At 68.5% G+C, this 25,354-nt stretch carries 23 protein-coding genes and 1 pseudogene; 13 read left to right on the forward strand and 11 right to left on the reverse strand.

Translation table 11 applies throughout. The features are described from left to right. Position 1 precedes the first annotated feature (1 nt). Complete coding sequence (puuE, locus tag SNOV_RS14870) at positions 2-919, reverse strand: allantoinase PuuE (protein WP_013167777.1); 918 nt, start codon at positions 917-919, stop codon at positions 2-4. Between the two features lie 174 nt (positions 920-1,093). Between puuE and eda the strand changes: the two genes are divergently transcribed. Both eda and SNOV_RS14880 read left to right on the forward strand, forming a co-directional pair. Further along, positions 1,094-1,738 carry a bifunctional 4-hydroxy-2-oxoglutarate aldolase/2-dehydro-3-deoxy-phosphogluconate aldolase gene (eda, locus tag SNOV_RS14875; RefSeq protein WP_013167778.1) on the forward strand — a complete coding sequence of 215 codons (645 nt, stop codon included), beginning with the start codon at positions 1,094-1,096 and terminating at the stop codon, positions 1,736-1,738. A gap of 21 nt (positions 1,739-1,759) precedes the next feature. Then, the gene (locus SNOV_RS14880; protein ID WP_013167779.1) at positions 1,760-2,479 is read left to right on the forward strand and encodes an SDR family oxidoreductase; all 720 of its coding nucleotides are present in this window, start codon (positions 1,760-1,762) and stop codon (positions 2,477-2,479) included. Positions 2,480-2,523: 44 nt separating this feature from the next. Here SNOV_RS14880 and SNOV_RS24330 read toward each other — a convergent pair. The 6 genes and pseudogenes from SNOV_RS24330 to SNOV_RS14905 form a co-directional block, all read right to left on the reverse strand. Then, a pseudogene (locus tag SNOV_RS24330) lies at positions 2,524-2,685 on the reverse strand (type II toxin-antitoxin system HicA family toxin); the annotation flags it as partial. Continuing rightward, positions 2,682-2,909 carry a DUF1902 domain-containing protein gene (locus tag SNOV_RS14885; protein WP_013167780.1) on the reverse strand — a complete coding sequence of 76 codons (228 nt, stop codon included), beginning with the start codon at positions 2,907-2,909 and terminating at the stop codon, positions 2,682-2,684. The pseudogene SNOV_RS24330 and the gene SNOV_RS14885, both read right to left, overlap by 4 nt. Before the next feature lie 72 nt (positions 2,910-2,981). After that, positions 2,982-4,568: a phosphoglycerate dehydrogenase gene (gene serA / locus SNOV_RS14890; RefSeq protein ID WP_013167781.1), complete on the reverse strand. Its 1,587-nt coding sequence runs from the start codon at positions 4,566-4,568 to the stop codon at positions 2,982-2,984. Positions 4,569-4,797: 229 nt separating this feature from the next. Further along, entirely contained in the window at positions 4,798-5,973 is a 1,176-nt protein-coding gene (locus SNOV_RS14895; protein ID WP_013167782.1) for a phosphoserine transaminase, read from the reverse strand. 104 nt (positions 5,974-6,077) lie between these two features. Next, positions 6,078-6,746: an outer membrane protein gene (locus tag SNOV_RS14900; RefSeq protein ID WP_013167783.1), complete on the reverse strand. Its 669-nt coding sequence runs from the start codon at positions 6,744-6,746 to the stop codon at positions 6,078-6,080. 189 nt (positions 6,747-6,935) lie between these two features. Continuing rightward, entirely contained in the window at positions 6,936-7,769 is an 834-nt protein-coding gene (locus tag SNOV_RS14905) for a tellurite resistance TerB family protein (RefSeq protein ID WP_013167784.1), read from the reverse strand. A 301-nt stretch (positions 7,770-8,070) separates the two neighbouring features. Between SNOV_RS14905 and SNOV_RS14910 the strand changes: the two genes are divergently transcribed. From SNOV_RS14910 to SNOV_RS14935, 6 genes are all read left to right on the forward strand, one after another. After that, positions 8,071-9,321, forward strand: a complete 1,251-nt coding sequence (locus SNOV_RS14910) for a sarcosine oxidase subunit beta family protein (protein WP_013167785.1) — start codon at positions 8,071-8,073, stop codon at positions 9,319-9,321. A gap of 11 nt (positions 9,322-9,332) precedes the next feature. Beyond that, the gene (locus SNOV_RS14915) at positions 9,333-9,620 is read left to right on the forward strand and encodes a sarcosine oxidase subunit delta (RefSeq protein ID WP_013167786.1); all 288 of its coding nucleotides are present in this window, start codon (positions 9,333-9,335) and stop codon (positions 9,618-9,620) included. 1 nt (position 9,621) lies between these two features. Continuing rightward, positions 9,622-12,657 carry a sarcosine oxidase subunit alpha gene (locus SNOV_RS14920; protein ID WP_013167787.1) on the forward strand — a complete coding sequence of 1,012 codons (3,036 nt, stop codon included), beginning with the start codon at positions 9,622-9,624 and terminating at the stop codon, positions 12,655-12,657. Further along, on the forward strand, positions 12,650-13,228 hold the full coding sequence (locus SNOV_RS14925; RefSeq protein ID WP_013167788.1) for a sarcosine oxidase subunit gamma: 579 nt from the start codon (positions 12,650-12,652) through the stop codon (positions 13,226-13,228). Before SNOV_RS14920 ends, SNOV_RS14925 begins: the two co-directional genes overlap by 8 nt. 139 nt (positions 13,229-13,367) lie before the next feature. Further along, positions 13,368-14,732 carry an L-serine ammonia-lyase gene (locus SNOV_RS14930; protein WP_013167789.1) on the forward strand — a complete coding sequence of 455 codons (1,365 nt, stop codon included), beginning with the start codon at positions 13,368-13,370 and terminating at the stop codon, positions 14,730-14,732. An 83-nt stretch (positions 14,733-14,815) separates the two neighbouring features. After that, positions 14,816-15,871 (forward strand): GlxA family transcriptional regulator, encoded by a 1,056-nt coding sequence (locus SNOV_RS14935; protein ID WP_013167790.1) that lies wholly within the window; start codon positions 14,816-14,818, stop codon positions 15,869-15,871. Between the two features lie 6 nt (positions 15,872-15,877). On the opposite strand, the gene SNOV_RS14940 is transcribed toward SNOV_RS14935, so the two are convergent. From SNOV_RS14940 to SNOV_RS14950, 3 genes are all read right to left on the reverse strand, one after another. After that, entirely contained in the window at positions 15,878-16,315 is a 438-nt protein-coding gene (locus SNOV_RS14940; protein WP_013167791.1) for an EamA family transporter, read from the reverse strand. A gap of 72 nt (positions 16,316-16,387) precedes the next feature. Next, a complete protein-coding gene (locus SNOV_RS14945) occupies positions 16,388-16,681 on the reverse strand; it encodes a HigA family addiction module antitoxin (protein WP_013167792.1) in 294 nt (97 codons plus the stop codon). 9 nt (positions 16,682-16,690) lie between these two features. After that, positions 16,691-16,972, reverse strand: a complete 282-nt coding sequence (locus SNOV_RS14950) for a type II toxin-antitoxin system RelE/ParE family toxin (protein WP_013167793.1) — start codon at positions 16,970-16,972, stop codon at positions 16,691-16,693. Between the two features lie 173 nt (positions 16,973-17,145). Here SNOV_RS14950 and SNOV_RS14955 point away from each other — a divergent pair, with 173 nt between their 5' ends. Together SNOV_RS14955 and SNOV_RS14960 are read left to right on the forward strand one after the other, a co-directional pair. Then, entirely contained in the window at positions 17,146-18,405 is a 1,260-nt protein-coding gene (locus tag SNOV_RS14955) for an aromatic ring-hydroxylating oxygenase subunit alpha (RefSeq protein WP_013167794.1), read from the forward strand. A gap of 20 nt (positions 18,406-18,425) precedes the next feature. Further along, entirely contained in the window at positions 18,426-19,574 is a 1,149-nt protein-coding gene (locus SNOV_RS14960) for an FAD-binding oxidoreductase (RefSeq protein WP_244412768.1), read from the forward strand. Positions 19,575-19,643: 69 nt separating this feature from the next. Here SNOV_RS14960 and SNOV_RS14965 read toward each other — a convergent pair whose 3' ends face one another. Beyond that, entirely contained in the window at positions 19,644-20,333 is a 690-nt protein-coding gene (locus SNOV_RS14965) for a hypothetical protein (protein WP_013167796.1), read from the reverse strand. A 123-nt stretch (positions 20,334-20,456) separates the two neighbouring features. On the opposite strand from SNOV_RS14965, the gene SNOV_RS14970 reads away from it, so the two are divergent. From SNOV_RS14970 to SNOV_RS14980, 3 genes are all read left to right on the forward strand, one after another. Next, positions 20,457-21,428 (forward strand): GlxA family transcriptional regulator, encoded by a 972-nt coding sequence (locus SNOV_RS14970; protein WP_013167797.1) that lies wholly within the window; start codon positions 20,457-20,459, stop codon positions 21,426-21,428. A gap of 82 nt (positions 21,429-21,510) precedes the next feature. Beyond that, the gene (locus SNOV_RS14975; RefSeq protein ID WP_013167798.1) at positions 21,511-23,187 is read left to right on the forward strand and encodes a SulP family inorganic anion transporter; all 1,677 of its coding nucleotides are present in this window, start codon (positions 21,511-21,513) and stop codon (positions 23,185-23,187) included. A 120-nt stretch (positions 23,188-23,307) separates the two neighbouring features. Continuing rightward, positions 23,308-25,347, forward strand: coding sequence for an oxidoreductase (locus tag SNOV_RS14980; RefSeq protein ID WP_041783445.1), 2,040 nt, complete (start codon positions 23,308-23,310; stop codon positions 25,345-25,347). Positions 25,348-25,354 lie beyond the last annotated feature (7 nt).

The following is a 25,354-nucleotide window of genomic DNA, read 5'->3' on the forward strand; positions in this document are numbered from 1 at the left end:
TTCACTCCGGCTTGTGGTTCTCATGCCAGTGCCGCGCGATGTCGATGCGGCGCGGCAGCCAGACGCGGTCGTGTTTGGCGATATGGTCGAGGAAGCGCTGCAGGCCGAGCACCCGCCCCGGCCGGCCGACCAGCCGGCAATGCAGCCCGACGCTCAGCATCTTCGGCGCCTCGGCCCCTTCCGCATAGAGCGCGTCGAAGCTGTCGCGCAGATAGGCGAAGAACTGCTCGCCCGTGTTGAAGCCCTGCGGCGTGGCGAAGCGCATGTCGTTGGTGTCGAGCGTGTAGGGGATGGAGAGGTGCGGCCCCTTCGGCCCCTCGACCCAGAACGGCAGGTCGTCGGAATAGATGTCGGAATCGTAGAGGAAGCCGCCCTCCTCCATCACGATCAGCCGCGAATTCTCCGAGGTGCGCCCGGTGTACCAGCCGAGCGGGCGCTCGCCGACGATCTCCGTGTGCAGGCGGATGGCGGTGTCGAAGTCGGCCTTCTCCGCCTCGTAGGAATGGTTGCGGTAGTCGATCCATTTCAGCCCGTGGCTGGCGATCTCCCACCCCGCCTCCTTCATCGCCGCCACCGCTTCCGGGTTGCGGGCGAGCGCGGTGGTCACGCCATAGACGGTGACCGGGATGGCGCGGGAGGTGAACAGCCGCCACAGCCGCCAGAAGCCGGCGCGCGAGCCATATTCGTAGATCGACTCCATGTTCATGTGCCGTTGGCCCAGCCAGGGCTGGGCGCCGACGATCTCGGACAGGAACGCCTCGGAGGCGGCATCGCCATGCAGGATGTTGTTCTCGCCGCCCTCCTCGTAATTGATGACGAACTGCACGGCGACGCGCGCGCTGCCCGGCCATCTCGGGTCCGGCGGGGTGCGGCCATAGCCGATCATGTCGCGGGGATAGGCGGAATCGAGCTTGAACATGGCTGTCCCGGGCAAGGCGATGTCGTCCAGCCGTCAGGCTAGTCGGTTAGAGGCGGGTGAGGAACACTCCCGCAGGATCGCCGCGTAAAGTCCGCCGCATAAATCTTGCATCGCCTCTCGACAACACCGCGCTCGGCGGTCTTGATGTTCGCGAACAGCTACCCAAGGTGCCCGATGCCGCTTCCCGATCCCAGCTTCCTCCTCGCCCGCGCCCCCGTCGTGCCTGTCGTCACCGTGCCGAGCGTGGCCGCCGGGGTGAAGCTCGCCAAGGCGCTGACCGAGGGTGGGCTGCCGCTGATCGAGGTAACGCTGCGCACGCCGGCCGCGCTCGAGGCCATCGCCGCCATCGCCGCCGAGGTGCCGGAGGCCATCGTCGGCGCGGGCACCGTGACCCGCCCCGAGCTGATCCAAGCCTCCATCGACGCCGGCGCGCGCTTCCTGGTCAGCCCCGGCTGTCCGCCGGCGCTCGCCGAGGCGCTGGCCGAGGCGCCGGTGCCGGTCATGCCGGGCTGCGCCACCGCCACCGAGGCGATGACGCTGCACGCGCTCGGCTTCCCGGTGCTGAAGCTGTTCCCGGCCGAATCGGTCGGCGGCGTCGGCCTGATCAAGTCGCTCGCCGGCCCGCTCCCGGACCTGCGCTTCTGCCCGACCGGCGGCATCGGCCCGTCGAACGTCGGCACCTATCTGGCGCAGTCCAACATCCTCGCCGTCGGCGGCTCCTGGGTCGCCCCGAGCGAGGCCATCGCGCTCGGCGATTGGGAGCAGATCGTGGCGCTCGCCAAGGCCGCGGCGAAGCTGTCACGGGCGGCCTTCCCATAGGCCGAAGCAGGAGCGCGCCGCATGGGTAAGCCGCTCGTCGTCATCACCGGCGCCACCCACGGCATCGGCCGGGCGCTCGCCGCCCGCTTCGCCGCCGACGGCCATCCGCTCTTGCTGATCGCCCGCCATGCCGAGCCGCTGGGCGAGGAGCTGTCGGGCGACACGATCCGCCAGGCGACGGTCGACGTCACCGACGCGGCGGCGATGCATGCCGCCATCCGCGGCGCCGAAGCCGCGTTCGGGCCGACCGAATGCCTGATCAACAATGCCGGCTTCATCCATATCGGCACGCTGGAAGAGCGCGACCCGGCCGACATCGGCTATGAGGTCGACGTGCTGTTCAAGGGCGTGCTGAACGGCATCCATGCCGTGCTCGGCGGCATGAAGGCGCGGCGCAGCGGCACCATCATCAACATCACCTCCATCGGCGACCGCACCCCCGGCCCCGAGGGCGAGCCCTACCACGCCGCCAAGGCCGCGGTGCGTTCACTCTCCGCCTCGCTGCAGAAGGGCCGCGCGGCGGACAATGTGCGGGTGATCAACGTCGCGCCGGGGCTGGTGCGCACCAATATCCACGCCACCATGGGCATCAGCTTCGAGGAATATTGCCGTCGCCTCGGCAATCCCGAGTTCATCAGTGCGGAAGAGCTGGCGGAGATCGTGTTCTTCTGCTGGAGCCAGCCCCAGCGTATCTGCGTGCGCGACATCGTGGTGATGCCGACGACGTCGGATTTCGGGTGAGGCAGAACGGGCTCAGAAGGCCTTGGGCAGGCCGCTTCCTTGAGGATGCCGTTTACCGTGTGCCGGGACTTCGTACCCTTGTCGATGATCAGGGTGCGTCCCGTCGTCGGGTGCCACCACACGACGTGATCGCCCTTGGCCTCGCGCAGATGCTCCCAGCCGTTGTCCATCAGGATACGGCGCAGCGCCGGCCAGAAATCGCTCATGCAGCGTCGAGCTTCACGTGGTCGGATACGTGCGCGATGATCTCGATCGAAACGTCGTCGGCCGTCTCACCATTGATTTCGAGAGCATCGGGAACGACCAGCTTGAGCCGTTCGCGCAGCACCTCGATCGATGGCGCCTCGGTGAAGATGCGCAGGTCCTCGACGACGCTGCTCCAGACCTGCGCTTCCTGATCCCAGATTGCCCTCGCGACGACCACGCGCATCGGATCAGTCCTCCATCCATGTCGGGCACATGATCGCCCGACATGGATGATCCGTCAAAGCACCAAGTCGCCTCAAAACACCAGCGGCTTGGCCTGCTTGACCGAGGGGATCTGCTGCACCTTGTCGAGCAGCTCGGCCGGCACCTTGCCGTCGACCTCGACCAGCGCGATGGCGTCGCCGCCCTGCCGGTCGCGGCCGAGCGCGAAGGTGGCGATGTTGATGCCGGCGTCGCCGAGCAGCGAGGCGAAGCGGCCGACGAAGCCGGGCCTGTCCTCGTTGGTCACGTAGAGCATGGACGGCGCGAACTCGGCGTCCACCTTGATGCCCTTGATCTCGACGATGCGCGGGCGGCCGTCGGCGAAGACGGTGCCGGAGACCGAACGCTCCATCTTGTCGGTGATGACGGTGAGCGTGACGAGGCTCTCATAGTCACCGGCGACCTCGCGGGTGGTCTCCTCCACCACGATGCCGCGCTCCTTGGCGACGCTCGGGGCGGAGACGACGTTCACGTCCTGCAGCGCCGGGCGCAGCAGGCCGGCCACCGCGGCCGAGGTCAGCGCCTTGATCTTCAGGCTCGCCACCGCGCCGTCATAGGTGATGCGCACGGTCTTGATGTCGGTGTCGGTGAGCTGGCCGGCGAAGGAGCCGAGCTTCTCGGCGAGCTCGATGAAGGGCTTCAGCTTGGGCGCCTCTTCCGCGGTGATCGAGGGGAAGTTCACCGCGTTGGAGATCGCCCCGCGCAGCAGATAGTCGCTCATCTGCTCGGCGACCTGCAGCGCGACGTTCTCCTGCGCCTCGGTGGTGGAGGCGCCGAGATGCGGGGTGCAGATCACGTTGGGCAGGCCGAAGAGCGGGTTCTCGGTCGCCGGCTCGGTGACGAACACGTCGAAGGCCGCGCCCCCCACCTGGCCGGACTGAAGCGCCTCGGCCAGCGCCGCCTCGTCGACGAGGCCGCCGCGCGCGCAGTTGACGATGCGCACGCCCTTCTTGGTCTTGGCGATGGCCTCGGCCGAGAGGACGTTCCTGGTCTTGTCGGTCAGCGGCGTGTGCAGGGTGATGACGTCGGCGCGGGCAAGAAGATCGTCCAGCTCCACCTTCTCGACGCCGAGGTCGAGGGCGCGCTCGGGCGACAGGAACGGGTCGAAGGCGATGACCTTCATCTTCAGGCCGAGGGCGCGGTCGGCGACGATGGAGCCGATATTGCCGCAGCCGATGATGCCAAGCGTCTTGGCGGTCAGCTCGACGCCCATGAAGCGGTTCTTCTCCCATTTGCCGGCCTGGGTGGAGGCGTCGGCGGCGGGGATCTCGCGGGCCAGCGCGAACATCATGGCGATGGCGTGCTCGGCGGTGGTGATGGAGTTGCCGAAGGGCGTGTTCATCACGATCACGCCCTTGGCGGTGGCGGCCGGGATGTCGACATTGTCGACGCCGATGCCGGCGCGGCCGACCACCTTCAGCCTCGTGGCGTTCGCCAGGATCTTCGGCGTCACCTTGGTGGCCGAGCGGATGGCGAGGCCGTCATAATTGCCGATGATCTCGGCAAGCTTGTCCTTGTCCTTGCCGAGGGCCGGCTGGAAATCCACCTCGACGCCGCGATCCTTGAAGATCTGCACGGCGGCCGGGGAAAGAGCGTCGGAAATCAGAACGCGGGGAGCCATGGTTTTCGTCCAGTCAGACGGTTGAGATCGACCCGCCGCCGGCGGGAGGGAACAGCGAAGCGTTCATGGGACGAGCTGAGCGCCATGCGGAGAAACGCGGCCGGGAGGAGAAAGCCAGTCTCCGCAATGACGCCGGGCACGGGCAACAACGCGCCTTTCCGACGCGCGATGCCCGCCGCCGGCCCCTTCGCCATTCCCTCGCGTCGGCGGCGGGAAATGGATCGGGAGCTCAGGCGGCCTTCTTCAGACCCGCCTTGGCCTCGGTGAACGCCCAGTCGAGCCAGGGCAGCAGCGCCTCGAGGTCGGAGGCCTCGACGGTGGCGCCCGCCCAGATGCGCAGGCCTGCCGGCGCGTCGCGATAGGCGCCGATGTCGTAGGCGACGCCGGCCTTCTCCAGCGAGGAGGACAGCGCCTTGGCGAAGGCGGCCTGGGCGTCGGGCGCCAGCGCCTTCACTTCCGGATCGGCGACGACGAGGCAGACCGAGGTGTTGGAGCGCGCCGCCGCGTCCTTGGCCAGGAAGTCGATCCAGGGCGTCTTCGCCACATAGTCGGCGAGCACCTTGAAATTGGCGTCCGAGCGGGCGCGCAGGCCCTTCAGGCCACCGACCTGCTTCGCCCAGTTCAGCGCGTCGAGATAGTCCTCGACGCAGAGCATGGACGGGGTGTTGATGGTCTCGCCCTCGAAGATGCCTTCGATCAGCTTGCCGCCCTTGGTCATGCGGAAGATCTTCGGCATCGGCCAGGCCGGGACGTAGCTCTCAAGGCGCTCCACGGCGCGCGGCGAGAGGATCAGCATGCCGTGCGCGGCCTCGCCGCCCAGCACCTTCTGCCAGCTATAGGTCACGACATCGAGCTTGGCCCAGTCGAGGTCCTGCGCGAAGGCGGCGGAGGTGGCGTCGCAGATGGTGAGGCCGGTGCGGTCGGCGGCGATCCAGTCGCCATTCGGCACGCGCACGCCGGAGGTGGTGCCGTTCCAGGTGAAGACCACGTCGTGGTCGAAGTTCACCTCGGCAAGGTTCGGCAGCTCGCCATAGCCGGCCTTGAGGACGCGGGCGTCCTTGAGCTTGAGCTGCTTGACGACGTCGGTGACCCAGCCCTCGCCGAAGCTCTCCCACGCCAGCAGGTCGACCGGCCGGGCGCCGAGCAGCGACCACAGCGCCATCTCGACTGCGCCGGTGTCGGACGCCGGGACGATGCCGATGCGGTAGTCGGCGGGGATTTCGAGGATTTCGCGGGTGAGGTCGATGGCGAGCTTCAGCTTCGCCTTGCCGACCTTGGCACGGTGCGAGCGACCGAGCGGCGCGTCGCGCAGGCCATCCAGCGTCCAACCGGGACGCTTGGCGCAGGGGCCAGAAGAAAAATTGGGATTCGCCGGCTTCGCCGCCGGCAGAGCGCTGTTCGTCATTTTAGCCATCCTTCCAGATGGACGTCCCACGGTGGGGTGGGATAGCCCGGAGCGGGATGTACTCCTCGCCCCGGTGCCGCGCAAGCGGAATTTCGCCGCGCCGCTCAGTCGAGCAGGTAGCGCACGCCTACGCGCACTTCATGCGCGCTCTGGTGGAAGTTCAGCGTGTTGGTGACATCGTCGAGATTCACATAGCGATAGCCGAGATCCAGCTGCCAGTTCGGCGCGAGATTCACGGCGACGCCGCCCATGAGCGCCCAGGCGAAGCCCCAGCCATCGATATCGCCGACGCTGACGCCGAGCGCCTCGATGTCGCTGGCGGAGATGTAGCCGCCGCCGATGCCGGCGCCGACATAGGGCGTGAGGTTCGACCAGGTGCCGAGATCGGCATAGACGTTGGCGAGGATCGTCGTGGTGCTGTAGTCGGCCGACAGGCCGAGCGCCGCATAGTCCGCCTTGGTGCGGTAGTCGGCGGTGACGTCGATCCGCCATACATCGTTCAGCCGCACGCCCGCGCCGATGCCGAACATCCAGGCGTCGTCCAGCTCGGGCGACAGGATGACCGGGAAGATCGGGACCTCGGCCCAGTCCGGCAACTCGTTGAACACGTAGCCGACGTCGCCGCGCAGATACCAGCCGCTGGTCTCCTCGAGCTTCGGCGCCTTGGCCAGCAGATCCTCGGCGCTCATATCCGCGCCCATGTCGAGACCGACATCGGCGGCCTTCGCCGTCACCGCGGGAAACATGACGGCGGCAAGCAGACCCGCCTGCATCGCCACGGATATCCCACGGCACGACAACACGCCCCGACGCATAGGCCCCTACCCCGACTCACCAACCCACGGCACCGGGACAGGCCCGGCGAATTTCGGCCCGTGCACTTTGGCGGCCAGTGCTTAAGAAGCGCTTAACCTTAACGATTAACCACGATCCTTAAGCCGGGCGGGCCGGCGGCACCGCGCTCACGCCTGCTTGGCGGCGCGCGCGGCGGCTTCCAGATGCGGGGTGAGCTGCGGGTCGAGCTTCAGCGCCATGGCCAGCCGGGCGAGGAAGGCGCGCTCGCTGGTGTTGTCGGCGTCGATGGCGAGCAGCGCGGTGATGTAGACCTCGGCCGCCTCCTCGGGCGTCGAGACCTCGCGGGCGAGGCTCTCCGCGCTCGCCGGATTGGCGAGCTCCTGGGTCAGGAAGCGTTCGGCCTCGTCGAGCTGCGCGCCCTGCTCGCCCAGCTTGGTGGTGATGGCGGCGCGCTCGACATCGTCGATATGGCCGTCGGCGAGCGAGGCGGCGATCATCGTGCGCAGCAGCGTCACCGGGAAATGGTTGTGGTCGGCCTGTGCCGGGTGGAACGGCGAATGCGCGGGCGGCAGCTGCGGCTGCTGCGCCGGCAGCGGGGTGGCCGCCTGCTGCGGCTGCTGGCCCTGCTGGTAGTTCTGGTACGCTTTGTAGGCGAGCGTACCGACGAGGGCGAGGCCGCCGAGCGCCACCGCATTGCCGGCGAGCTTGCGTCCGCCCTTGCTGCCCAGCACCATGGAGACCAGCGCGCCGGCCGCCGCGCCGGAGGCGAGCGAGCCGCCATTATTGCCGAGATACTCCTTCGCCTTGCTCATCAGGTCGCCGCTGCCGGAAGGCTGTGAGCCCGGCGCGCCGGAAACCCCGCCGGTGACGTTGCCCGCGAGCCCGCCGAGCAGGCTGCCGAGCGGATTTTGCTGCGCGGAGACATTGCCCTGGCCACCCGTCTGCGGCGTGAGGAACTGGTCGAGGAGCCGCTTGGCGTCGAAATTTCCGGTGTTGAACATGTCGCGTCCTGCTCTCTGAGGTTTCGACGGACGTAGATACCGAACATGGCTTCCGCAAGGAGAACCCGCGGCCGGCGATCAGCATTCAGTGATAGCGCATTCCATCTGATCGGCGCATGACACGCCAGAGCAGTCCCGCGTCGCCCGGCGACAAGGCGTGTCGCATTCGTTCAACAGTTGCGCCGAAACAATGCTCGCTTGGCAGGCGACGGCGCGCGAGCATGTCTCATCCTGGTCATGCGGGCCTGTCACCCGCAGGCGGCGGCGTCACCGTCGAAGCTTACGGTTGCGGAGGCGAACCTTGCAGAAATTCTCCGGCTTCGAGCTGTTCCGCCGGGCGCTCGGCGGCCATCAGGGCTGGCAGCCGCAATGGCGCACCCCCGAGCCCAAGGCGTCCTACGACGTCATCATCGTCGGCGCCGGCGGCCACGGCCTCGCGACCGCCTATTATCTCGCCAAGGAGCACGGCATCCGCAACGTCGCGGTGATCGAGCGCGGCTGGCTGGGCGGCGGCAACACGGGCCGCAACACCACCATCGTGCGCTCCAACTACCTGTTCGACGAGAGCGCCGGGCTCTACGAGCACGCGGTGAAGCTGTGGGAAGGCCTCTCCACCGACCTCAACTACAACGTGATGTATTCCGCGCGCGGCGTGCTGATGCTGGCGCACAATCATCACGACGAGATCAGCTTCAAGCGCCACGTCCATTCCAACCGCCTCAACGGCGTCGACAATGAGTGGCTGAACGCCGAGCAGGTGAAGGAGTTCTGTCCGCCGCTCAACATCAAGTCGATGCGTTACCCGATCATCGGCGGTGCGCTGCAACGGCGCGGCGGCACGGCACGGCACGACGCGGTCGCCTGGGGCTTCGCCCGCGCCGCGGATTCGCGCGGCGTCGATATCATCCAGAACTGCGAGGTGAAGGGCATCCGCCGCGGCCCCGACGGCGCGGTGGAAGGCGTCGAGACCTCGAAGGGCTTCATTGGCGCGAAGAAGGTCGGCGTGGTCGCCGCCGGTCACACCTCGGTGGTCATGGCCATGGCGGGCCTGCGCATGCCGCTGGAGAGCTATCCCTTGCAGGCGCTGGTGTCGGAGCCGGTGAAGCCGGCCTTCCCGACCGTGGTGATGAGCAACACCATCCACGCCTACATTTCGCAGTCCGACAAGGGCGAGATGGTGATCGGCGCCGGCACCGACGCCTACACCTCCTATTCCCAGCGCGGCGGGCTGCACATCACCACCCACACGCTCGACGCCATCTGCGAACTGGTCCCGCAGTTCCGCCGCCTGCGCATGCTGCGCAACTGGGGCGGCATCGTCGACGTCACCCCCGACCGCTCGCCGATCATCGCCAGGACCCCGATGCCGGGCCTTTATGTGAATTGCGGCTGGGGCACTGGCGGCTTCAAGGCGACGCCGGGCTCGGGCCATGTCTTCGCCCACACCATCGCCCGCGACGCGCCGCACGCGATCAACGCGCCCTTCACGCTGGAGCGTTTCCGCGACGGCTTCCTGATCGACGAGGCGGCCGCGGCCGCCGTGGCGCACTGAGGAGCTGCCCCATGCTCATCATCGACTGCCCCTGGTGCGGCAAGCGGCCCGAGATCGAGTTCCGCTATGGCGGCGAGGCGCATATCGCCCGCCCGGCCGACCCGTCCGCGCTCACCGACCAGGAATGGGCAGACTTTCTCTACAGCCGCACCAATCCCAAGGGCCTGCACGCCGAGCGTTGGCGCCACATCCATGGCTGCGGCCGCTATTTCAACGCCGTGCGCGACACGGTGAGCGACTTCTTCGTCGTCACCTACAAGGCCGGCGAGGCGCGCCCGGACATCGGCGGGGACAAGTGACATGACCAACCGCTTCCGCACCGCGTCCGGCGGGCGCATCGACCGCACGGCGCCCGTCACCTTCCGCTTCGACGGCACGACCTATAACGGCTTCAAGGGCGACACGCTCGCCTCGGCGCTGATCGCCAATGGCGTCCACCTCGTCGGCCGCTCGTTCAAATATCACCGCCCGCGCGGCTTCCTCTCGGCCGGCTCGGACGAGCCGAACGCGCTGGTGACCGTCGCCCGCGACGCCGCCCGCAGCGCGCCAAACCTGCGCGCCACGCAGGTCGAGCTCTATGACGGGCTGAAAGCCGCGAGCCAGAACCGCTGGCCCTCCCTCAACTTCGATGCCGGCGCGATGAACGACCTGTTCTCGCCCTTCCTGCCGTCCGGCTTCTACTACAAGACCTTCATGTGGCCGGCGGGGGCGTGGAAGCGCTTCTACGAGCCGAAGATCCGCGCGATGGCCGGCCTCGGCGTCGCGCCAACGCTGCCGGACCCCGACCGCTACACCCAGAACTACGCCCATTGCGACGTGCTCGTCGTCGGCGCCGGCCCGGCGGGCCTTGCGGCGGCGCTGGCCGCCGCCGAGAGCGGCGCGAAGGTGATCCTCGCCGACGAGCAGGCCGAGTTGGGCGGCTCGCTGCTGTCCGAGAGCTCGGCCACCATCGAGGGCGAACCGGCGGCCGAATGGCTGGCGGAGACGCTCGCGACCCTCGAGGCGCGCGACAACGTCACCCTGCTCACCCGCACCACGGCCTTCGGCTATTTCCCGCACAACCTCATCGCGCTGGCCGAGCGCGTGACCGAGCACCTCGCCGCTCCCGATCCCGACCTGCCGCGCGAGCGGCTGTGGCAGGTGCGTGCGAAAGAGGTCGTGCTCGCCACCGGCGCGCTGGAGCGCCCGCTGGTGTTCCCCGACAATGACCGGCCCGGCGTGCTGCTGGCCGACAGCGGGCGGACCTATCTCAACCGCTATGGCGCGAAGCCCGGCGAGCGCGCGGTGATCTTCACCGCCTGCGACGCCGGCTACCGTACTGCGCTCGACCTCGCCACCGGTGGTGTCACCATTTCTGCCATCGCCGATCTGCGCGCCAATCTCGATGGCGAGCTGCCCGCCCGTGCGCTCAAGGCCGGCATCGATGTGCGCCCCTCCACCGTCGTCACCGGCACGTCCGGCCGGCTGCGCGTCGCCTCGGCCGATCTCGCCAAGGTGACGGGCGGCGACGTCGCCTCTTCGGAGAAGGTGGCCTGCGACGTCGTGCTGATGTCCGGCGGCTTCACGCCTTCCGTCCACCTGTTCTCGCAGTCGCGCGGCAAGCTCGTTTGGGACGCGGCGAGCGGCGCCTATCTGCCCGGCACCTCGGTCGAGCGCGAACGTTCCGCCGGCGCCTGCCGCGGCGTCTATGGCCTGCAGCGCGTGCTGGAGGACGGCTATGCGCAGGGCGAGGCGGCGGCGAAAGCCTCGCGCGATTTCGCCTCCCCCGCCCGCGGCGCCACGCCCGCCCCGGCGGCCTCCTCCCGCGCCTTCATGGCGCAGGCGGACGATCTCGGCACCGACGGCTTCATCGGCGCCACGCCGCATGGCCGCAACCGGGCCTTCGCCAAGGCCTTCGTCGACTGGCAGAACGACGTCACCTCCAAGGACATCAAGCTCGCCACCCGCGAGGGCTTCCGCTCCATCGAGCATGTGAAGCGCTACACCACGACGGGCATGGCGACCGACCAGGGCAAGACCTCCAACATGAATGCCCTCGGCATCGTGTCGGAGGCGCTGAAGGAGGAGGTGCCGAAGATCGGGCTCACCACCTTCCGCCCACCCTTCACCCCGACCACCTTCGGCATCTTCGCCGGGGCCGCGCGCGGCGACCTGTTCGATCCGCTCCGCAAGACCGCGATCCACGACTGGGCGGCCGAGCACGGTGCCGCCTTCGAGGACGTCTCGATGTGGAAGCGCGCGCATTACTTCCCCAAGGCCGGGGAGGGCATGCACGCCGCGGTCGCCCGCGAGTGCAAGGCGGTGCGCTCGAGCGTCGGCATGTTCGACGCCTCGACGCTGGGCAAGATCGAGGTGGTCGGCCCGGACGCCGCCGAGTTCATGAACCGCATCTACACCAATGCCTGGGCCAAGCTCGAACCCGGCCGGCTGCGCTACGGCGTCATGCTACGCGAGGACGGCTTCGTCATGGATGACGGCGTCGTCGGCCGCCTCGCCGAGGACCGCTTCCATGTCACCACCACCACCGGCGGCGCCCCGCGCGTGCTCGCCCATATGGAGGACTACCTCCAGACCGAGTGGCCGGACCTCGACGTGTGGCTGACCTCCACCACCGAGCAATGGGCGGTGATCGCCGTGCAGGGGCCGAATGCCCGTGCCGTGCTGCAGCCGCTCATCGAGGGCATCGACCTCTCCAAGGACGCCTTCCCGCATATGAGCGTGCGCGAGGGCCGCATCTGCGGCGTGCCCACGCGCCTGTTCAGCGTCTCCTTCACCGGCGAGCTCGGCTTCGAGGTCAACGTGCCCGCCGAATATGGCCGCTTCGTCTGGGAGGCCATCTTCGCCGCCGGCGAGCCCTTCGGCATCACGCCCTACGGCACCGAGACCATGCATGTGCTGCGCGCCGAGAAGGGCTACATCATCGTCGGCCAGGAGACGGACGGCACGGCGACGCCGGACGACGTCAATCTCGGCTGGGCGGTCGGCAAGGCGAAGAAGGACTTCGTCGGCAAGCGCTCGCTGGCCCGCGCCTCCATGTCGGCGCCCGACCGCAAGCAGCTGGTTGGCCTGCTGACCAAGGAGCCGGCCATCGTGCTGGAGGAAGGCGCGCAGATCGTCGCCGACCCCGGCGCGCCTGTGCCGGTGCCGATGCTCGGCCACGTCACCTCGTCCTATCCCAGTTCCACGCTCGGCCGCTCCATCGCGCTGGCGGTGATCAAGGGCGGGCGGGCGCGCATCGGCGAGACGCTGTTCGTCGCCATGCCCGACCGCGCCATCGCGGTCGAGCTGGTCGAGCCGAGCTTCTACGATCCCAAGGGAGAGCGCCTCAATGCTTGAGCGCACGATGCCTACCCCGATCTCCGCCAATCCGCTCGACGTGCTGGCCGCCATCTCGCGCCCCATCGAGGCGGCACGGCTCGTCGCCCTCGGCCCGGCCACCCGGTTGGCCTTCCGCGGCCGCGAGGCGGCGATAGCCCCCGCGGGCGAGGCCTTCGGCGTCGCCCTGCCGCGCGAGGCGTGCCGGAGCCATCAGGCGGAGGGCCGCTTCGCCCTCTGGCTCGGACCGGACGAATGGCTGCTCATCGTCCCCGGCGCGGAGCCGGCGCCGATCTTCCAGGCTATCGAAGCCGCGACCGCCGGCATGCCGCGCTCGCTGGTCGACGTGTCCGCGCGCAGCGTCGGCATCGAGATCGCCGGCGCCAAGGCCGCCTTCGTGCTGAACCAGGGCTGCCCCCTCGATCTCTCGCTCGACGCCTTCCCGGTCGGGATGTGCACCCGCACCGTCTTCCACAAGGCCGAGATCGTGCTGGTGCGCCTTGCGCCCGACGTCTTCCACATCGATGTCTGGCGCTCCTTCGCACCCTATGTCTGGGAACTGCTGGAAGAGGGCCGGCGCGAGCTGGCCTGAGATTTGCCGTTCCCCGGCGCCAACCGGGAGACGCGTCAGACATGCGACAAGAACAAGGGGCCGCCAAAGGTCCTGCCAGAGGAAACCGTCCGGCCGCACGCCTCACCCGCCTGCGCGACCGAGGGAATGTGATGCGTCCATGATCAGCGCGTTCGAGCTCTTCAAGATCGGCATCGGCCCCTCCTCCTCGCACACGGTGGGGCCGATGGTGGCCGCCGCCGCCTTCGCCGAACGGCTCACCTCGGACGGCGTGCTCGGCCGCGTGGCGCGGGTCGAGGTGGCGCTGTTCGGCTCGCTCGCCTGGACCGGCAAGGGCCACGGCACCGACAAGGCGGTCATCCTCGGCCTCTCCGGCGAGCGCCCGCGCACCGTCGACCCGGATCGCGCCGACGCGCTCGTCGCCGGCGTCGCGGCCGAGAGGCAGCTCTCCCTCGCCGGTCACCGCCTCATCGGCTTCGATCCCGAAACCGACATCCTGTTCGATAGCAAGGCGCCCACGCCCAAGCACCCGAACACGCTCGCGCTGCGGGCCTACGCCGCCGACGGCGCGCTCATCGCCGAGGAACGCTGGTGCTCCATCGGCGGCGGTTTCGTCGCCCCCGAAGAGGATGTCGGCCGCCCGGCGCCGCCGGAAGAGGTCGCGCTACCCTATCCCTTCCGCAATGCCCGCGATCTGCTCGCCATGGCGGAAACCGCCGGCCTCTCCATCACCGGCCTCGTCGCCGCCAATGAGCGTGCCCGCCGGCCCGCAGCGGAAGTCGATGAGCATCTCGACGGCGTCATCGACACCATGATGGCCTGCGTCGACCGCGGCATCGCCACCTCCGGCGAATTGCCCGGCGGGCTGAAGGTGAAGCGCCGCGCCCGGGCGATCCACCAGGCGCTCATCGCCCGCAACGCCCGCACGCCGCACGAGATCATGGACTGGGTCAGCCTCTACGCCATTGCGGTGAACGAGGAGAACGCCGCCGGCGGGCGCGTCGTCACCGCCCCGACCAATGGCGCGGCGGGCGTGGTGCCGGCGACGCTGCGCTACTATCGCGATCATTGCCCCGGCGCCGACCGGGCGGGCATGCACACCTTCCTGCTCGCCGCCACCGCCATCGGCGCGCTGTTCAAGATGAACGCCTCCATCTCCGGCGCCGAGGTCGGCTGCCAGGGCGAGGTCGGCGTCGCCTGCTCCATGGCGGCGGCAGGTCTCTGCGCGGCGCTGGGCGGCAGCAACGCGCAGGTCGAGAACGCCGCCGAGATCGGCATGGAGCATCATCTCGGCATGACCTGCGATCCCATAGGCGGCCTCGTGCAGGTGCCCTGCATCGAGCGCAACGCCTTCGGTGCGATCAGCGCGGTCAACGCCGCCTCACTGGCGCTGCATGGCGACGGCACGCACATCGTCCCGCTCGACAAGGTCATCGCCACCATGCGCGAGACCGGCCGCGACATGGCCTCCAAATACAAGGAGACCTCGCTCGGCGGCCTCGCGGTGAACCTGCCGGAATGCTGAAGCGCGACCGGCCCGCCGGCCAACCGGCATCATCTTTGCTACCGCAGGCAGCAAATTTGCTATGCTGCGATCCGGAGCAGGCCATGAACCAGCAGCGACCTCTTCCCCAAGGTGCCTCCGCGAGCGCGGCCAATGCCGCGCCGGTGCTGAATGTCGGCTTCATCCTGGCCGACAATTTCACCCTGTCGGCCTTCTCGCTGATGGTTGATCAGTTCCGCCTCGCCGCCGACGACGGCGACCGCTCGCGCCCGATCCTGGCGCGCTGGCAGGTCATGTCGTCCCGGCCCGAGCCGATCCGCACGAGCTGCGGCGTCACCGTGGCGCCGTCCGGCCCGCTCGCCGACCCCGCGAACTTCAACTACATCATCGTCGTCGGCGGCCTGTTGCATGGCGGCAAGCAGCTCGACGAGGAGAGCGTCGCCTATCTCAAGCGCGCCGCCCGCGCCGGCGTGCCGCTGGTCGGTGTGTGCACCGGCTCCTTCGTGCTCGCCCGTGCCGGACTGATGACGGGCCGGCGCTGCTGCGTGTCCTGGTACCACTATCAGGACTTCCTCGACGAGTTCCCGCACCACACGCCGGTCGCCGACCGGCTCTATGTCATCGACGGCGACCGCATCACCTGCGCCGGTGGCGGCGGCGCGGCGGACCTCGCCACCGCGCTGGTGGAGAAGTTCCTCGGCCGCGCCATTGCCCAGAAGAGCCGCCATGTGCTGCTGCTCGACCGCCAGCGGCCCGGCACCGAATCCCAGCCGCACCCGCCGATCGCCGACCTCGTCGCCGACGACCGCGTGCGCCGCTCGCTGCTGCTGATGGAACAGCACCTCGCCGACCCGCTGCCCATCGCCGACATCGCCCGCCGGCTGCAGCTCTCCACCCGCCAGCTCGAGCGGCTGTTCCAGACCGTGATGGGCCAGCGCCCGGCCGAGTTCTACCGGCGGCTGCGCCTGCGCTATGCGCGCTTCCTGCTCGATACGACGGGACGCTCGGTGACCGACATCGCGCTTGAGGCGGGCTTCTCCGATTGCGCGCATTTCTCCCGCCAGTTCAAGGCGCAGCACGGCTTCACCCCGTCGGATGCGCGTGCCCGCGCCCCCGGCCCCGCCGCCCAGAGCGTCGCCGCGCACCGGCTGTTCGAGTAGTCGGTATTAGAGACCCGTCGCGATCAGGATCGCCCCGCCGCCGATCAGGGCGACGCCGGCCCAGCCGATCGTGGTCAGCTTTTCGCCGAGAAAGAGCGCCGCGAACAGCGCCACCAGCACCACGCTGAGCTTGTCGATCGGCGCGACGCGCGCGGCGTCCCCGAGTTGCAGGGCCCGGAAATAGCAGAGCCACGACGCGCCCGTCGCCAGCCCCGACAGCACGAGAAAGAGCAGCGAGCGCAACGAGACGGTGCCGAGCCCCTGCCAGCCGCCGGTCAGCGTCAGCATGCCGGCGATGGCGGCGAGGATGACGACGGTGCGGATGAAGGTCGCGAAGTCCGAGCCGACATTCGCCACGCCGACCTTGGCGAAGATGGCGGTGAGCGCCGCGAACACGGCCGAGAGCAGGGCCCAGAGCTGCCAGCTTGCGAGGAAGGATTTCATTGAGATTATTTTTCCGCGAGGCATCGCCGCACCGGCCGACTCCTCCGCCGGCCACCGGCTGTTCGAGCAGTATCAGGCTGCGCGCACAGGCGCGATGGCGGCGAGCTCCGGCAGCTTCGCCGCGGTGGCGGCAAGATCGAAATTCGTCTGCAGGTTCATCCAGAATTCCGGCCCGGTGCCGAAATAGCGCCCCAGCCGCAGCGCGGTATCTGCGGTCACCGGCGTCTCCTCCCGCGCCAGCCGCTCGATCCGGGTACGCGGCACGCCGAGCGCCCGCGCGACCCCATAGGGCGTGAGCGCGAGAGGCAACAGGAATTCCTCGCGGAGGATCTCGCCGGGATGGACTGGAGGGTTGGGACCGAGCATGCGCCTTCCTCAGTGATAGTCCGTGATCTCGACATCGCCGGCATGGCCGTCGCGCCAGACGAAGCAGAGGCGGAACTGGTCGTTGATGCGGATCGAATATTGACCCACGCGATCGCCCTTCAATGCCTCCAGCCGGTTGGACGGTGGAACCCGCAACGCATCGAGCCCGACCGCAGCGTTCAGCATCGCCAGCTTGCGCTGCGCCGTCCGCATCAGGTCGGGCGGAAACCCTTTGCCGATGGTGCCGCTCCACACCGCTTCCGTGCGCTTGTCCTTGAAGTTCAGGATCACGGGAGGCCCAGCATTCGACGTTGACGTATCATGTCACGATACGCACGAGCGCACAAGCCGACAAATGTCGCTTTCAGCAAACTCCCCGTCGTATCCGTGAAAGTCGCGACGCCCCTTCCGTCGAACAATTCCAGACGAGCAGCGGGCTTCGGGACCCGCGAGGGAGAGACGCGATGCTGGACACCACCGACACGCCGCTGAAGGCGCTGATCCGCCGCCGCAAGCCGGGCTACAGTCTGGAGGCCCCGTTCTACACCTCCCCCGAGATCTTCCAGGCCGATCTCGACATCATCTTCGGCCGGCACTGGATTTTCGTCGGCGTCGATCCCGACATCCCCGAGCCGGGCGACGCCATGAAGTTCGACATCGGCACGAACTCCATCTTCGTGGTGCGCGACGACGACAACGAGGTCCGCGCTTTCCACAATGTCTGCCGCCACCGCGGCGCGCCAATCGTGCACGACTACAAAACCACGGTCGGCAACCTCGTTTGCCGCTATCACTCCTGGACCTACGGCCTCGACGGCAAGCTGCTCTTCGCCGAGCATATGGGCGCGGATTTCGACCCGTCCTGCCACGGCCTCAAGCCCGTGCATGTACGCTCGCTGGAAGGGCTGATCTTCGTCTGCCTCTCCGACGACCCGCCGGCCGATTTCGACGTCATGGCGGCGAAGATGGCGCCCTATCTCGCCCCGCACGATTTGAAGAACGCCAAGGTCGCCTTCGAGAAGGACATCATCGAGCCGGGCAACTGGAAGCTCACCATGGAGAACAACCGCGAGTGCTATCACTGCGCGGGCAACCATCCCGAGCTGACCGTGCCGCTCTTCGCCTATGGCTTCGGCTTCGCCCCGGAGGAGCTCGACGAGCACGGCCGCAAGGAGGCCGAGGATTATGCGAAGCTCGTCACCTCCTCGCACCGCGAATGGGAGAGCTGCGGCTTCCCGTCGGAATGCGTGGAGCACCTCGACGACATGATCACGGGCTTCCGCACCGAGCGTCTGCCGCTCGCCGGCGACGGCGAGAGCCACACCGGCGACACTCGCGCCGCCTGCAAGAAGCTGCTCGGCAAGATCAACGATCCCCGGCACGGCGCGCTGCATTTCTGGACCCAGCCCAATAGCTGGCACCACTTCATGTCCGACCACGCCGTGGTGTTCTCGGTGCTGCCGCTCGATGCCGAGCGCTCGCTGCTGCGCACCAAATGGCTCGTCCACAAGGATGCGGTCGAGGGCGTCGACTACGACATAGAGAACCTCGTCGCGGTGTGGGACGCCACCAACGACCAGGATTCGACGTTGGTCGGCTATTGCCAGGAGGGCGCGCGCAGCCAGGCCTATGAGCCCGGCCCCTACTCGCCGCACACCGAGATGCTCGTGGACAAGTTCTGCAACTGGTACATCGGCCGCATGGCCGAGCATCTCGGCCGCTGACGATGGATGCGCTGAACCCGATGGCTTCGCCCGATCCCGCCGCGCTCCGCCTCTCCGGCGCCCTGCCGGACTGGAATCCGGAGGCTGACGACGCGCTGATCGTGCGCGCCATCCGCGAGGAGACGCCGGACGTGAAGACCTTCGTGCTGGCGCCGAAGGACCCGTGCGTCTTCCGCTACCAGCCCGGCCAGTTCCTCACGCTGGATCTGAACATCGGCGGCGAGAGCATCAACCGCTGCTACACCATCGCCTCCGCCCCGACGCGCCCGCACACCATCTCCATCACGGTGAAGCGGGTGCCGGGCGGGCCGGTGTCGAACTTCCTGCACGACAACATCCGCGTCGGCTCGGTGCTGCACGCGGTCGGGCCGATGGGCGACTTCTCCTGCTTCGCGCAGGGCACGCCGTCCCCGTCGCCGAAATATCTATTCCTGTCGGGCGGCTCGGGCATCACCCCGCTGATGTCGATGGCGCGCAGCTTCCACGACCTCGCCGAGCCGCGCGACCTCATCTTCGTGCATGCCGCGCGCTCGCCGGTCGACATCGTCTTCCGCAATGAATTGGAGCTGATGGCGCGCAACCAGCCGGACAGCTTCCGCTTCGCGCCGATCTGCGAGGCGGATTCCCCGCGCGAGCCCTGGCACGGGCTGCGCGGGCGGCTCAATCTCGGCCTGCTCAACCACATCGCCCCGGACTACAAGGAACGCGAAATCTTCGTCTGCGGCCCGGCGCCCTTCATGGCGGCGGTACGCGAGATGCTGAAGACCGCCGGCTTCGACATGAGCCGGCACCATGAGGAGAGCTTCGACTTCGCCGAGCTGGCCAAGGCCGAGCCGGAAGTCGCGGCCGAGGTCGAGATCGCCGAGGGCGTACAGGCGGTTCAGGAGGCGCTCGCGCCGGGCGTGACCACCTACACGATCGAGTTCGCCAAGCAGAAGCGCAGCATCGAGTGCCGCTCCGACATGTTCGTGCTGGACGCCGCCCGCCGCGCCGGGGTGCGGCTGCCCTCCTCCTGCGCGAAGGGGCTGTGCGGCACCTGCAAGTCGAAGCTGATCTCCGGCACGGTCGACATGAAGCACGGCGGCGGCATCCGCCAGCGCGAGATCGACGCCGGCATGGCGCTGCTATGCTGCTCCAAGCCGACCAGCGACCTGGTGGTGGATCGCTGACCATCCAAAGGCGTCGATGCCCGGATCAAGTCCGGGCATGACGTCATTACGGCTGGCGACGGAACTGGATTACCGCAGCGCGTCGATGGCGCCGGTGACGGACTGCTTCAGCCCGTCATAGGCGGCGGCTGTGCCGGCGACGGTGCGGTCGACCATCTCGCCCGCGCTCGGCAACGAGGGAAGCCGCAGGCCCAGGAAGCTGTCGTCCTCTGCCTGGGCCCGGTTCTCGACGATCGCCGGCGGGAGCTCCCGATCGGCCGTCCGATCGGACGCCTCCATCGGCGCGGAGACCACCACCGGATAGGAGGTGCGCACGATCATCGGATCGCGCGTGTCGCAGCCCGCACCGCAGCGGTCGAAGCGCTCGACGCCGGTCGGCAGGTTGACGGCCGTGGCCATCGCCCCGACCGGCTTGCCCGCGTCACCCTTCGCTGTCTCCAGCTTGGATTTGGCGCGCGTCGACATGCCCGGGCGATAGACCGACGCCGGCTGGATGGCGCGGATCATCGCCGGCGCCTGCAGCCGGTCAGCCTTCTGCAGGAGATCGTCGTCGAGCTGGATCGGCTGGGCGACGAGGCGGGCGAGGTTCTTGACGCTTTCCTGCGCGCTCGCCTGGTCGGCGATGCCGCGCTCATAGCCCTCGCTCTCGGCGACGACATAGGTGCCGGCGGCGATGATGAGCGCGAAGCCGACCGGCAGCATGAGACGACCGGTACGGCCGGCGGCGAAGGCGGAAAGAGAGGTCCTGCTGAAGCGCATGGAAGGAATCCCCATTGTCCTGTCGCCATTCCCACCTTCCCTCGCGACAAATTTGCGGCACCTTTGCCGCGCAGGGATGGCCGAGCAGGGGTATTGTGAAGCCTTCACCCGCGGATATTGACCGTGCCCGACCTCGCCTCGTTCACCCGTATCGGCTTCCTCACCCTGCCGAACTTCTCGATGATCGCCTGCGCCAACGCGTTGGAAGCGCTGCGCATGGCGAATTACGTGACCGAGGCCGAGACCTATTCCTGGCGCATCCTGACACTGGATGGCGCGCCTGCCGCCGCCAGCAATGGTTTGACACTCATTCCCACCCTGCCTCTCGCCGAATCCGGCCCACTCGACCTGCTCCTCGTCTGCGGCGGCATCGACGTGCGCCATGCCGCCACCCCGCCGATCGAGGACGCGCTGCGCCGGCTCTCGCGCCGGGGCGTGGCGCTTGGCGCGCTGTGCACCGGCAGCTTCGTGCTCGCCGATGCCGGGCTGCTCGATTTCTACCGCTGCGCCGTGCACTGGGAGAATCTCTCCGCCATCCGCGAGGAATTCCCGCAGATCGACTTCGTCGAAGAGGCCTTCGTCATCGACCGCGACAGGCTCACCTGCACCGGCGGGGTGGCGCCGCTGGAGATGATGCTGGCACTGATCGAGGCGCGTGGCGGACGCCCGCTGGCCGACAAGGTGTCGGAGCAGTTCATCGTCGACCGCGCCCGCCCGGCGCGCGCCCGGATCGAGCCGCGCCCGCGCCCGGCGCTCCCCGATCCGACGCTCGCCCGCGCCGTGCGCCTCATGCAGGCGGCCATCGAGCAGCCGCCCGGCATCGCCACCATCGCCCGCAAGCTCGATGTCTCGCCGCGTCATCTGGAGCGCCTGTTCCGGCGCCATCTCGGGGTGACGCCGGCCGCCTACCATCTCGGCCTGCGGCTGGAGCGGGCGCGCGAATTGCTGCGGCTCTCGCCGCTTCCCGTCACCGATGTCGGGCTGGCCTGCGGCTTCCAGTCGGCGGCGCATTTCTCCACCGCCTATGCCCGCCGCTTCGGTCGCCCGCCGAGCGTCGAGCGGCGCGGGGCTGGGCTGCCCAAGGCGAAAGGGTGATACGCGTAAATCCGCTTGCGAGGCCGACGGCGGAGGCGCAAACTTTTTTTTATTATTCGCCGCCCTTTGATAGATAATCCCAATGACCACGCTGTCGCGCCCGCGCTCGCCGAGCTTCGCCGAGCTCTTCACCCCGAAACTCGTCACCGTGCTGCGCGAGGGCTACGGCCTCGCCGGATTCAAGGCGGACGCGCTGGCCGGATTGACGGTCGCCATCGTCGCCCTGCCGCTCTCCATGGCCATCGCCATGGCCTCGGGCACCACGCCCGAGCGCGGGCTCTACACCGCCATCGTCGGCGGCCTCTTCGTCTCGGCGCTCGGCGGCAGCCGCTTCCAGATCGGCGGCCCGGCCGGTGCCTTCATCGTGCTGGTGGCGATGACCGTCGAGCGGCACGGCATAGAGGGCCTGCTGCTTGCGACCTTCCTGTCGGGCATCTTCCTCGCCGTCATCGGCTTCCTGCGGCTCGGCACCTATGTGAAGTTCATCCCCTATCCGGTGACGGTCGGCTTCACCGCCGGCATCGCGGTGATCATCTTCTCCAGCCAGCTAACCGATCTGCTCGGCCTCACGCTGACGGTAAAGGAGCCGGCGGCGATCATCCCGAAGCTCGAGGTTCTCGCGCGCGCGTTGCCGACGCTGAACGCCGCCGCCTTCGGCATCTCGCTGCTCACCATCCTCGTCATCGTCGGCGTCAAGAAATTCGCGCCGCACTGGCCGAACCTGCTCATCGCCGTCGCGCTGGCGAGCGCCGCGGCCGCCGTGCTCGGCCTGCCGGTGGAGACCATCGGCACCCGCTTCGGCGGCATCCCCTCCAGCCTGCCCATGCCGGTGCTGCCGGACTTCTCGCCCGACAAGGTGATGGCGGTGGTCCCGGACGCCGCCGCCTTCGCCCTGCTGGGCGCCATCGAATCCCTGCTCTCCGCCGTCGTCGCCGACGGCATGACCGGGCGCCGCCACCGCTCCAATTGCGAGCTGGTGGCGCAGGGCGTCGCCAATATGGCCTCGGCCATGTTCGGCGGCCTGTGCGTCACCGGGACCATCGCCCGCACCGCGACGAATGTCCGCGCCGGCGCCCGCGGGCCAATCTCCGGCATACTGCACTGCCTGTTCCTGCTGGTCTTCATGCTGGTGGCCGCCCCGCTCGCCAGTTACATCCCGCTCGCCGCCCTCGCCGGCGTGCTGGCGGTGGTCGCCTGGAACATGGCGGAGAAGCAGGCGATCGCCGCGCTGCTGCGCTCGGGCTGGGGCGACGCGCTGGTGGTGCTGGCGACGCTGCTGCTCACCGTCTTCCGCGACCTCACCGAGGGCATCGTCGTCGGCTTCACGCTCGGCACGCTCTTGTTTCTGCACCGCATGTCGCAGACCGTCGCCATCGAGGCCGCCCCGCTCGCCACCGAGGATCAGGCGGACAATGGCGACGCCGCCGCGACCACGCCGCAGGACGACCCGGACGTGGTGGTCTATCGGCTCTCGGGTGCCTTCTTCTTCGGCGCCGCCTCCATGGTCGGCTCGGTGCTCGACAGCATCGCGCGCCTGCCGAAGCGCTTCGTGCTCGACTTCGAGCAAGTGCCCTTCATCGATTCCACCGCCGCCGCCATGCTGGAGAGCTTCGCCCACAAGATGCAGCACGCCGGGGTGCGCGTGGTCGTCACCGGCACCAACGCCTCGATCCGCCGCGTGCTGTGGAATCACGGCCTGCGCGCGCCACTGGTGCGCTACCGAAATACGGTCACGGAGGCTCTGCGCGAACGCCGCTGAGCGGCCGGTCGCAACTCTACCGGCGCGATGGCGCAAATCTTCTGTTCGCCATAGGCGCATGCGACCTATCGTGCGACCATCGGACCGATATCCGTGGTCGAGGGAGCGCACGCGGCCATCATGATCGCCAATGCCGAGGCATTGCTGAAACCCTTGACCATCAAGGGCCTCACCATCCGCAACCGCGTGATGTCGACGTCGCACGCCCCCGGCTACGGCAAGGACGGCAAGCCGCAGGAGCGCTACCAGCTCTACCATATGGAGAAGGCGCGGGGCGGCATCGGGCTCACCATGTTCGGCGGCTCCTCCTCGGTCGCCATCGACAGCCCGGCGGCGCCTTGGGCGCAGATCTCGGTCGCCGACGACAGCGTCATCCCCTATTTCCAGCAATTCGCCGAGCGCGTGCACGCCCACGGCGCCAAGCTGATGATCCAGCTCACCCATATGGGCCGGCGCACCAAGTGGGACACGGAGAACTGGTTCCCCACCCTCTCCTCCTCGGTGCGGCGCGAGCCGGCCTCGCGCACCATCCCCCGCGCGATGGACAAGAACGACATACGCCGCGTGGTGAAGGCCTTCGCTGACGCGGTGAAGCGCTGCAAGGAAGGCGGGCTCGACGGCTGCGAGATATCCGCCGCCCACGGCCATCTCGTCGACCAGTTCTGGTCGCCGTCGGTCAACGAGCGCACCGACGAATATGGCGGCTCGCTCGCGAACCGCATGCGCTTCGGCCGCGAGGTGCTGGAGGCCATGCGCGAGGCGGCCGGCGACGACTATGTCATCGGCATGCGCATGTCCGGCGACGAGATGATCGCCGACGGCCTCTCCCATGAGGATTGCGTCGAGATCGCGGGTACCTATGCCCGCGACGGCCTCGTCGACTTCCTCAACATCATGGGCGGCCAGGCGCGCGACGAGATGAGCCACGCCATCTCGCTGCCCAACATGGCCTTCCCGGTCGCGCCCTTCCTGTTCCTGCCGAGCGCCATCAAGCGCGAGGTGGAGGTGGCAGTGTTCCACGCCCAGCGTGTCACCGATCTCGCCACCGGTGCGCGCGCCGTCGCCGAGGGTCATGTCGATATGATCGCCATGACCCGCGCCCACATCGCCGACCCGCATCTGGTCAAGAAGCTGATGGAAGGCCGCGACGACGATATCCGCCAATGCGTCGGCGCCGGCTACTGCATCGATCGCATCTATGTCGGTGGCGACGCTTTGTGCATCCAGAACGGGGCGACGGGGCGCGAAGCCACCATGCCGCACGTCATCCCGAAGGCGGAAGTCGCGCGCAAGGTGGTGGTGGTCGGCGCCGGCCCCGGTGGGCTGGAGGCGGCCCGCGTCTGCGCCGAGCGCGGCCACAAGGTGGTGCTGTTCGAGAAGGAGCCGGTCGTCGGCGGCCAGATCAACATCGCCGCCAAGGCCACCTGGCGCGAGGCGCTCTCCGGCATCCCGCGCTGGCTGCATGCGCAGGTGCAGAAGAAGGGCGTCGACATAAGGCTCGGCCGCACCGCCACCGACGCCGACGTGCTAGCGGAAGCGCCGGACGTTGTGATCATGGCGACCGGCGGGCTGCCATCGCATGGCCACGCCAAGGGCCACGAGCACGCAGTCACCACCTGGGACGTGCTGACCGGCAAGGTCGAGCCCACCGGCTCGGTGCTGCTCTATGATGAGATTGGCGGCCACAACGCCGCCTCCACCGCCGAGGTGCTAGCGAAGAAGGGCTGCCTCGTCGAGATGGTGACGCACGACCTCCAGGTGGCGCAGGAGGTCGGCACCACCAACAAGCCGGTGCACCTGCGCGAGCTCTACAAGCTCGGCGTGGTGATGACGCCGAACACCGAGTTGATCGAGATTTATCCCGAGGGCAATCGCCTCATCGCCGCCCTGCGCAACACCATGACCGACGCCGAAGAGGAACGGGTGATCGACCGCGTCGTGGTCGATTACGGCACCGTGCCGGTGGACGGCCTGTTCGAGACGCTGCGCGGTTCTTCCGTCAATGATGGCGAGACCGACCTCGACGCCCTCGTCGCCGGCCGCCCGCAACGCTGGACCGGGCAGCCCGGCTTCGCCCTCTACCGCGTCGGCGACGCCTGGACCGGCCGCAACATCCACGCGGCGATCTACGACGCGCTGCGGCTGTGCAAGGATCTGTGAGCTTCGA

The sequence above is a fragment of the Ancylobacter novellus DSM 506 genome, from assembly GCF_000092925.1.
Classification (GTDB): domain Bacteria; phylum Pseudomonadota; class Alphaproteobacteria; order Rhizobiales; family Xanthobacteraceae; genus Ancylobacter; species Ancylobacter novellus.

Excerpts from the sequence above, each read along its gene's own strand:
- SNOV_RS14880 (WP_013167779.1), top strand. The coding sequence starts at position 1,760 with ATGGGTAAGCCGCTCGTCGTCATCACCGGCGCCACCCACGGCATCGGC.
- SNOV_RS14955 (WP_013167794.1), top strand. The coding sequence starts at position 17,146 with ATGCTGGACACCACCGACACGCCGCTGAAGGCGCTGATCCGCCGCCGC.
- SNOV_RS14945 (WP_013167792.1), bottom strand. The coding sequence starts at position 16,681 with ATGCTCGGTCCCAACCCTCCAGTCCATCCCGGCGAGATCCTCCGCGAG.
- SNOV_RS14915 (WP_013167786.1), top strand. The coding sequence starts at position 9,333 with ATGCTCATCATCGACTGCCCCTGGTGCGGCAAGCGGCCCGAGATCGAG.
- SNOV_RS14900 (WP_013167783.1), bottom strand. The coding sequence starts at position 6,746 with ATGCAGGCGGGTCTGCTTGCCGCCGTCATGTTTCCCGCGGTGACGGCG.
- SNOV_RS14935 (WP_013167790.1), top strand. The coding sequence starts at position 14,816 with ATGAACCAGCAGCGACCTCTTCCCCAAGGTGCCTCCGCGAGCGCGGCC.
- puuE (WP_013167777.1), bottom strand. The coding sequence starts at position 919 with ATGTTCAAGCTCGATTCCGCCTATCCCCGCGACATGATCGGCTATGGC.
- SNOV_RS14940 (WP_013167791.1), bottom strand. The coding sequence starts at position 16,315 with ATGAAATCCTTCCTCGCAAGCTGGCAGCTCTGGGCCCTGCTCTCGGCC.
- SNOV_RS14980 (WP_041783445.1), top strand. The coding sequence starts at position 23,308 with ATGATCGCCAATGCCGAGGCATTGCTGAAACCCTTGACCATCAAGGGC.
- SNOV_RS14895 (WP_013167782.1), bottom strand. The coding sequence starts at position 5,973 with ATGACGAACAGCGCTCTGCCGGCGGCGAAGCCGGCGAATCCCAATTTT.
- SNOV_RS14975 (WP_013167798.1), top strand. The coding sequence starts at position 21,511 with ATGACCACGCTGTCGCGCCCGCGCTCGCCGAGCTTCGCCGAGCTCTTC.
- SNOV_RS14965 (WP_013167796.1), bottom strand. The coding sequence starts at position 20,333 with ATGCGCTTCAGCAGGACCTCTCTTTCCGCCTTCGCCGCCGGCCGTACC.
- eda (WP_013167778.1), top strand. The coding sequence starts at position 1,094 with ATGCCGCTTCCCGATCCCAGCTTCCTCCTCGCCCGCGCCCCCGTCGTG.
- SNOV_RS14885 (WP_013167780.1), bottom strand. The coding sequence starts at position 2,909 with ATGCGCGTGGTCGTCGCGAGGGCAATCTGGGATCAGGAAGCGCAGGTC.
- SNOV_RS14930 (WP_013167789.1), top strand. The coding sequence starts at position 13,368 with ATGATCAGCGCGTTCGAGCTCTTCAAGATCGGCATCGGCCCCTCCTCC.
- SNOV_RS14925 (WP_013167788.1), top strand. The coding sequence starts at position 12,650 with ATGCTTGAGCGCACGATGCCTACCCCGATCTCCGCCAATCCGCTCGAC.
- SNOV_RS14960 (WP_244412768.1), top strand. The coding sequence starts at position 18,426 with ATGGCTTCGCCCGATCCCGCCGCGCTCCGCCTCTCCGGCGCCCTGCCG.
- serA (WP_013167781.1), bottom strand. The coding sequence starts at position 4,568 with ATGGCTCCCCGCGTTCTGATTTCCGACGCTCTTTCCCCGGCCGCCGTG.
- SNOV_RS14920 (WP_013167787.1), top strand. The coding sequence starts at position 9,622 with ATGACCAACCGCTTCCGCACCGCGTCCGGCGGGCGCATCGACCGCACG.
- SNOV_RS14905 (WP_013167784.1), bottom strand. The coding sequence starts at position 7,769 with ATGTTCAACACCGGAAATTTCGACGCCAAGCGGCTCCTCGACCAGTTC.